The following is a 6,759-nucleotide window of genomic DNA, read 5'->3' on the forward strand; positions in this document are numbered from 1 at the left end:
AAGATAACTTATCTTTTGATTGGAGGATGAAATGACTAACGTTTCTGCCCCTACAACGGCGGCGGCTGTGGCTAACGCCTTCTTAGATTTACAGAACGCTGATCCTGATCGGGGTCAGTATTATGCCATCGACCAGATGAAACTTTATAAACTTGTCTACTACGCTCAAGCGTGGTGGCTAGCCCATACTAGTGCCCCACTGTTTGAAGAAGATGTTCATGCATGGCCTTGGGGGCCTGTGGTTCCCGAACTTTATGGGCACTTCAAGTCCGCTGGACGAAACTCTATTCAACAACAGCGCGCGACGACGATCAAGAAAACTGGATCTGGCTTTCTTGACTACACGTTTGAAGAGCCTGAAAAGCCAGAGCAACGCATTTTGGACTTCCTGAAGCAGGTTTGGGACATTCACAAATCCTTTTCTGGCGTTGCTCTGTCGAATGCAACCCATGCAGAGGGTGAACCTTGGACAATTGTGAAAGATCTGCACTCCGGCGACCTTTCGTCAAAACCCTTAATTCCAATTGACGTAATCGAAGACGTTTTCAAGGGAAAGTTGAGTGCCGGACAACCCGCATAAATCTGAAGCTCAGGACCAAGCGCAGCCACAGGTGGAGATTAGCGCCCCTGTGGTTGTGAAGCCTCCGCTGAAAACCTCTGATCGACCCGATCAATATACAAAACAAGACAGTGAACTCGGGTTCATTCCCAATGGTGCACCACATCAGGTTTTTCGGTTCTGTCGCTGGGGGCTTGAGTATGGAACTGACGATAAGGGCCATGCAGCATCAATCATTCTTTCTGTTGCCCTAGTATTTCTTTTACTTACCCTTTTCTTGTGCGGCGTTTTCGTAGATCGCGCTTGGATCACTGATGCGTTGAAGATTCTTGGAACAGCTTTCACCTTTACTGCTGGCGTGGCTATCGGCAAAGGCTCGGAAGCTAGCAAAAAAAATGAACCATAATGGAAAAAGCCGCTCCGAAGGGACAGCAGTCAGCTCCATCGGCGCTGGAAGAACTTAGAAACAGCCTGTGGGGATGCCCACAAGTAAGCGGTCGGCGTCGGGGTCAAGGCCCGCAGCAACAGCCGCTTGGCGCAAGGTCTTGCTTTCGGCGACGCGAACCACATGACAGGCCGGGAAGCCCCGCATTGGGTCGTGTATCGCAGCCCCTGACAACCAAACAACATGCGCGGCCCGTTCGTCTAGCTTTGCCTGCCCCTCAATCCCTGCAAAGGTCGCTGCGAGCGCGTCATGGGCGACCAGCAAGGGCAGACAGCCCAAGGCGATAGCCGTAGACAGGTCGGGCGCGGGGTCGTCTAGGGCGACGGTCACAAGCTGCGCGTAGTCGTCGTGCCGAATGAAGTCGTTCCCCAATGGGGCTTTTTCATCCTGCGAACTTGCGACAATCCATGCCGACAGTTCTTTCAATTGGGTTTCGGCCAATGTGGGCATGGTTATTCCCCCGCTTCGGGCGCGATCAACGGCGCATCTACGTCAACGCGGCTGTAAGAAGCCCGGTCGGCAAGAGCCGACGAAAACATTGCTTGCCCAAGCTTGTTCAATCCAGCTTCCATTCTTTCGGCCTGTTGACCGACTTCAAGCGCGTGGTTCATATGGGCAACGTCGGCGGGTGCGAACGCTTCAATCGCATTGGTTACAAGGTGCATTCGGCGATCATCGCCAACGCCAGAAAGGAAACCCGGCGCGGCGCTAATTGCGCGGGCGGTGTCAAGGTCGCTGCGGCAAAGTTCGCTCAAACGCATAGGCCAATCGGGATCACCTTTGGCGGCTTGTTCGCGGCAAAATTGGCGAACTTCCGAATAAATTGCGCCTTTGGAAACGTCGGGCGAAAGAACGTCGAAAGCGCGGTTTTTTGCGGCTTCGGCTTCGCGGTCGCCATAGCTGCGAATGGTTTTGATAGATTGTTCAACTTCTTTCGTCACGTTCTTGAACAACGTCTTTGCAGCTTCGTTCTTCGCGTCGTTTGTTTTCGAAGTGTCGGTAGCCAAACGCTCAAGGCGTGAAATTGTTTCTTGAATGGCATACTTGGCACGGGTCGCTGCGGTGCCCGGCACAGCGTCTACGTCTTCAATGTTCATTGAAAAGAAGCCGACCTTAAAACCGACTTCAAGACGGGACATATCCAGATACTTCACATGGTCGGGGTTGTTGTTCAGGTAGCGGGCCATTTGGTTAGTTCCTTTGGAGTTTGATTTCGGTGCCGTCGGCAAGGTGAATGAAGTTCTTCGGCTTCTCGCCCGGTTTCAGGGGCGCGGGGTTGTTCACGATGCCCACATGGGGCGGGGCTTTGGGCTGCGGGGCTTCGTCGGTCGTGTTGGCAAACAAGCGTAACAGTTCGGCTTGCAATTCTTGCTGTTGCTTGCGGGCATATTCGACAAAGGTTTGCCCGGTCGGGGTTTCGGGGCGGCGCAGGTAAAGAACCCCGTCAACTTCTTCGACATAGGTTTCGGGCAAGCCGCCAATGACGCCCGTCGGCTTGTCGGCTGCGGCCTTGTGCCGAGCTTCCAGTTTCAAAACGCGGGCTTTCAAAGCGGCGCTCATTGGGTCAAGCATTCAAGCTGCGCCAATCTGCCTTCGAACTCGCCCGTTTCGATCATGCGAGATAGGATTGCCAGCATGTTCACAAGGCGGGATGCGTCTTCAACTTTCAGGTCGCCAGAAACCGCTTTTCTGTAAATTCGAGCGGCTTCGCGACGGGTATCAAAAACGCTATCCAGACGGACGCGGCTGCGACGTGTTTTGACCGGGGGTGTACCCCATGTAGCTGCTGTAGCGGGCGTATTCATTGTTTGAAACCGACGTTTTTGACCATTGCAACAATCTGAAACCGACAAAAAGGTAAGCTGGCAAGGGGTCAATTTTCGACCAGACAACGATAGACAAATGCGGACAAAAGAAAGTTTTGCCGCCCTATTCCGCAGCCAATTTTTGCTTGCGAAGTTCCGCACGGCGACGGCGATAGGCTTCGTTACGGGCCAGTTCGCTACCGTCGGTGCCACCCGTGCGTTCGGTGCGACTGCGCCTTGCATTTGCGGCTTTTGCATCCTTTTTCCAAAGGGCTACAAACACGGCAAGGTCGTCGTCGGTCAAAGCCGCAGGGCAACGGAAGGCGTTTGCGATACGGTCGTTCATGTCAGCCCCGCATGGTCTAGAAGGTCGGCCAATGTGTGAATGCCTGTCAGTTCCCGCCAAGACAGCACTTCGGCCCATTTTTTCGCTTCGATTGTTTCGCCGGGTTTCAAACGTCCATCGGTGCCAGTGTGAAAGTATAGCGGCATAACGTTTGCGACGCGGTTCAATGCATAAACTTGGGCAATGCGGGGAATGTTGCGTTCGTAAGTTTCTGACCTGATTTCTTTCAAACGCTGCATATCGTTCAAGTATCGCGTGAAGGTCACGCTTGCCGCTTCTTCAAGATAAGCGCGGCCCATGACAACGACATAATCGCAGGGCCGAAACAAGCAATCCCGTTCCATTTCAAGCATGACGTTCAACGTCGGCCAAAACCGAACGCAAAGCGGCTTCAACGCTTCTGCAATTATTTCAACTTCGCGGTGCTGCATATGGCAAGCGCCATGCTTTAGACTGCGAAACGCGATCAACTTTCCGAAGTTGTCGCGAACAAGCGTTTCACAAACGTCTTTCAACAGGGCGTCAGGCTTTGTTGCGGTAGGCAACTCACGGCTTCGCGACAACAGCCGATTGCACAAGTAGACGTCGAAGGTTTCGCCTACCATTTCGATAAGGTCTTCGGCTAGGTCGTCATATACATTTCGATATTTCATCGGGGGTTCCTTTCGATTGGTGCCCACATGGGGGCGAATAAGGGGCGTAAGGTGTTTTCCATTGAACCGCCTTACAAGTTAAACCTTTGTTTTTGTTTATATAAATAGAGTATGTAAGTAGTAAGTAGAGTAAGTAGGTAGTAAGATTTCCAAGTTTTTGCGCTGATATGTGCTTTGACCCACTTACCTACTTACACACCTTATTCTTTTTATTTCAGTTACTTAGACAGCTTGCACTCGCCTTACGCTACTTACAGGCCGAAGCTGCGGGGGTTTCCGATCATCCAACCTTCAACGCCGTGGCCTGTTTGTTTCGCCATTTGCACTTTGTTGATTTCGATTAGGTCGCCCTTTTCCACCAAAACTTTGAGGCTATCGCGGATTAAATCCCGTGGCTCTTTGTAACCGTTCTTTCGAAACGGCGCGGTGTTCCCAAGTTTGTTATGCAGGTAGGTGAAAGCGACGATACGCTTATCGTGCAGGTCGCCGTTTACTCTGTAGCCCTTCGGCAAACTTTGATATTCGGTCAGGACGTATTCAGCGAACGCTTTTACGACACGACTTAGGCGAACGGCTTCGGTGCTTTCACCAACTTCGCCGCTTTCCATTTCGGCAAGAAGCTGTTCGACATTGTGCCGTTCTACTTTGATTGCCCAACGCATTACGTCGGCTTCGATATGTGGGCAGTAATGGTTTATTCCCGTCGCAATCAATGCGGCCAACTTCATAGATTTTAGGTGGCTTCGGTTCCAAAGTTCAGCTTCAAGAGCGTCGCCGCCCCTGTTGATTAAGAGCGTCGTTTCGCGGTCAAATGCTTGCTCTATTTCTGTCGCTTCGACTGAAAATGTAACGTTCGTCACTCGCAATGGATTGGATTGCGCCATGAAGGTGCAACAAACACCTGCGAGATATTCGACCAAGTAAGGATCAAGTTTGACGTTGCTTGCATTCGGGTTTGCAAACGGTCTGTCTGCCTTTGAAATTACGATCAAAAACCGCTGCGGCATTCCTCGTTTAATACTGTCATGCCCTGTTATGTCGTTTAGAGCGCGGGGGGTGCTTTCAGTAAGAAGATTGTAGCAAGGTGATTGGATTGACGCGACGCTTTGCGCTAAATCGGCTTTGCGATAGCCGGGCATTGAAGCGCCAAACCCCGACTTGTGGTAAAGGTCCAAAATCAGTTGAAGAAGGTCTTGTTCGTTCTGCGATGCCTTCGGACTGGTTAACCGTTTAAACAAGTATTCGCCTTCGCCTTGGATGGACAGTGTTGCGGGGTATGCCTGCAAATGTTGCAACAAAGCCTGCGACGACGCGAAGCGTCCAGTTATCAGTTTTTTCACATCGGGAACGGTTTGGGCGATAGCTTCAATGATTTGATTAATTGCGCGTTGCATTGCTTCTTTGCCGCGCCCTGTTCCCGCAATTACCAAGATATTTTGGTTCAAACCGTCGCGTGAAACGTTGATATTCCTACCCACAATAGCGGCCCAAATTGCGATTGCTGCTACCGACGCAATAGTTCGGTTTTGACGTGGTGCTTGGGCATAGGTATATTGCGCAATCGCATACACGACGCTGTTCTTTGGTATGTCGTGGATTGGGTGCCATTCTTCGGGCTTTGGCGGGGCAAGCGGCTCACCTTCGGTTTGGTCAAGCGGCGGCGTTGAAGGGGATTTCGAAGACATTTTTGACCTGTTTGTTTATACGAAGTCATTAGAATGCGCTTCGATTATATTTATTGAATGATTTCAAAGAAGTTTGGCGGACGGAAGTACCGCCCTAGACGCAATTCTTACGTTCGGAAGTCAGGGCCACGACAAGCGCCTTGATTTCTTCTTCGTCTTTCCCGGCGATACGGGCGGCGTTCATGCGGGCTACTTCGGCCTGCGGCCATGTTGCCAACTTCGGGCCAAGCTTAATGGGGCGCGGGAAAAGACCCTTCGCCATGTGTTCGTAAAGCGTCGGGCGCTTCATGCCAGTGGCGGCGCAAACGTCGGGGGTTTTCATAAGGATTTGCATGTGGGCACCTGTAGGTTTCTGTATTCGTTAGACCTACGGGCACCCGCCATGCAGAAACTAATGGGCTTTCTGCATGGCCGTTTGGACAATATTACTCTGCGGTTCTTTTTCGGACTAAGTTGGAAAGCCCGTTGTTGGACATAATTTCTTGCATCATTTCGTTTGCGGCTTTGATTTCGGCAATGCGCTTTCGTGCTGTTCGTTCGCTAATCTTGTGTTCTTCCATAAGCCGCCCGGCCAAACGGTCTTCGTCGTTAGCCGACGCCTTTATTACGTCGATTGGACCAAGCTTGCGCGGGCGCTGCGCTTCGCCAACAATTCCCAAACATTCGCCAATGGTTTTTGCACGTTCTGAAAGGTCGGCTTGCGCCGTAGCTTCGAACGCCTGCGCCAAGTGGTTGCGAAGGTTTTCGGGCATTGCTTCGCCGTTGCGAAGGTAAGTCGCTGCAATTGCCAGCAATTCAATTCGGGCTTCGGGGTCGATACCGGGTCGCGATAGAAGCGCGTCAACTTTACGATTTTCCATCTTACACCGCCCCCCGCATTGGTACGACGACGCCGCTTTCCAGTTCGCCGCGACAAGCCGCAGCCCAATCGCCCATCATTTGCGCGACGCCGTTCAAGCATATCACTTCGGCGGTAAGCGCGTTCGACTTCACTGCCCACAGTATGCGCCAGACTGATTTCGGCCATATCCCTGTCAACGCCGCGTTCCGCCGTCCAGTCGCGGAAGGTCGAACGCAAGCCATGCGGCACCGCAGGACGCTTAGAGCGTGTGTCGATCCACCCTTTGCCACCCTTGGCCGTCGCGGTTTCCTGCATACGGCGCATGACCGCCGAACTGGACCTGTCACGCTTTAGTGCCGCCCCAAGTGCTCGTTTAAGCCACCTTTCGTTCGAAGGCGACAGGGCTTTTCCAGCCCAGTGCTGAG

The 6,759-nt window shown here is 52.3% G+C and carries 11 protein-coding genes and 1 pseudogene; 2 read left to right on the plus strand and 10 right to left on the minus strand.

Annotated features, from left to right (window positions below):
- Window positions 1–31: 31 nt before the first annotated feature.
- Together GGR95_RS18245 and GGR95_RS18250 are read left to right on the plus strand one after the other, a co-directional pair.
- On the plus strand, window positions 32–580 hold the full coding sequence (locus GGR95_RS18245; protein WP_184568304.1) for a Panacea domain-containing protein: 549 nt from the start codon (window positions 32–34) through the stop codon (window positions 578–580).
- Complete coding sequence (locus GGR95_RS18250) at window positions 561–965, plus strand: hypothetical protein (protein WP_184568305.1); 405 nt, start codon at window positions 561–563, stop codon at window positions 963–965. Before GGR95_RS18245 ends, GGR95_RS18250 begins: the two co-directional genes overlap by 20 nt.
- Window positions 966–1,019: 54 nt before the next feature.
- Here GGR95_RS18250 and GGR95_RS18255 read toward each other — a convergent pair whose 3' ends face one another.
- From GGR95_RS18255 to GGR95_RS18995, 10 genes and pseudogenes are all read right to left on the minus strand, one after another.
- Window positions 1,020–1,454, minus strand: coding sequence for a hypothetical protein (locus tag GGR95_RS18255; protein WP_184568306.1), 435 nt, complete (start codon window positions 1,452–1,454; stop codon window positions 1,020–1,022).
- A 2-nt stretch (window positions 1,455–1,456) separates the two neighbouring features.
- Window positions 1,457–2,191 carry a hypothetical protein gene (locus GGR95_RS18260; RefSeq protein ID WP_184568307.1) on the minus strand — a complete coding sequence of 245 codons (735 nt, stop codon included), beginning with the start codon at window positions 2,189–2,191 and terminating at the stop codon, window positions 1,457–1,459.
- Window positions 2,192–2,195: 4 nt separating this feature from the next.
- Window positions 2,196–2,564 (minus strand): hypothetical protein, encoded by a 369-nt coding sequence (locus GGR95_RS18265; protein ID WP_184568308.1) that lies wholly within the window; start codon window positions 2,562–2,564, stop codon window positions 2,196–2,198.
- Window positions 2,561–2,809, minus strand: a complete 249-nt coding sequence (locus tag GGR95_RS18270; protein ID WP_184568309.1) for a hypothetical protein — start codon at window positions 2,807–2,809, stop codon at window positions 2,561–2,563. The genes GGR95_RS18265 and GGR95_RS18270 overlap by 4 nt, the downstream gene beginning before the upstream one ends.
- Before the next feature lie 124 nt (window positions 2,810–2,933).
- Window positions 2,934–3,155 (minus strand): hypothetical protein, encoded by a 222-nt coding sequence (locus GGR95_RS18275; protein WP_184568310.1) that lies wholly within the window; start codon window positions 3,153–3,155, stop codon window positions 2,934–2,936.
- A complete protein-coding gene (locus GGR95_RS18280) occupies window positions 3,152–3,808 on the minus strand; it encodes a hypothetical protein (protein WP_184568311.1) in 657 nt (218 codons plus the stop codon). Before GGR95_RS18280 ends, GGR95_RS18275 begins: the two co-directional genes overlap by 4 nt.
- Window positions 3,809–4,059: 251 nt before the next feature.
- Window positions 4,060–5,379, minus strand: a complete 1,320-nt coding sequence (locus tag GGR95_RS18285) for a hypothetical protein (RefSeq protein WP_184568312.1) — start codon at window positions 5,377–5,379, stop codon at window positions 4,060–4,062.
- Window positions 5,380–5,587: 208 nt separating this feature from the next.
- On the minus strand, window positions 5,588–5,815 hold the full coding sequence (locus tag GGR95_RS18290) for a helix-turn-helix transcriptional regulator (protein WP_221385026.1): 228 nt from the start codon (window positions 5,813–5,815) through the stop codon (window positions 5,588–5,590).
- A 103-nt stretch (window positions 5,816–5,918) separates the two neighbouring features.
- A complete protein-coding gene (locus tag GGR95_RS18295; protein WP_184568314.1) occupies window positions 5,919–6,353 on the minus strand; it encodes a hypothetical protein in 435 nt (144 codons plus the stop codon).
- A gap of 1 nt (window position 6,354) precedes the next feature.
- Window positions 6,355–6,759: pseudogene (locus tag GGR95_RS18995) on the minus strand (hypothetical protein); the annotation flags it as partial.

This window comes from Sulfitobacter undariae (assembly GCF_014196805.1).
In the GTDB taxonomy this organism is placed as follows: domain Bacteria; phylum Pseudomonadota; class Alphaproteobacteria; order Rhodobacterales; family Rhodobacteraceae; genus Sulfitobacter; species Sulfitobacter undariae.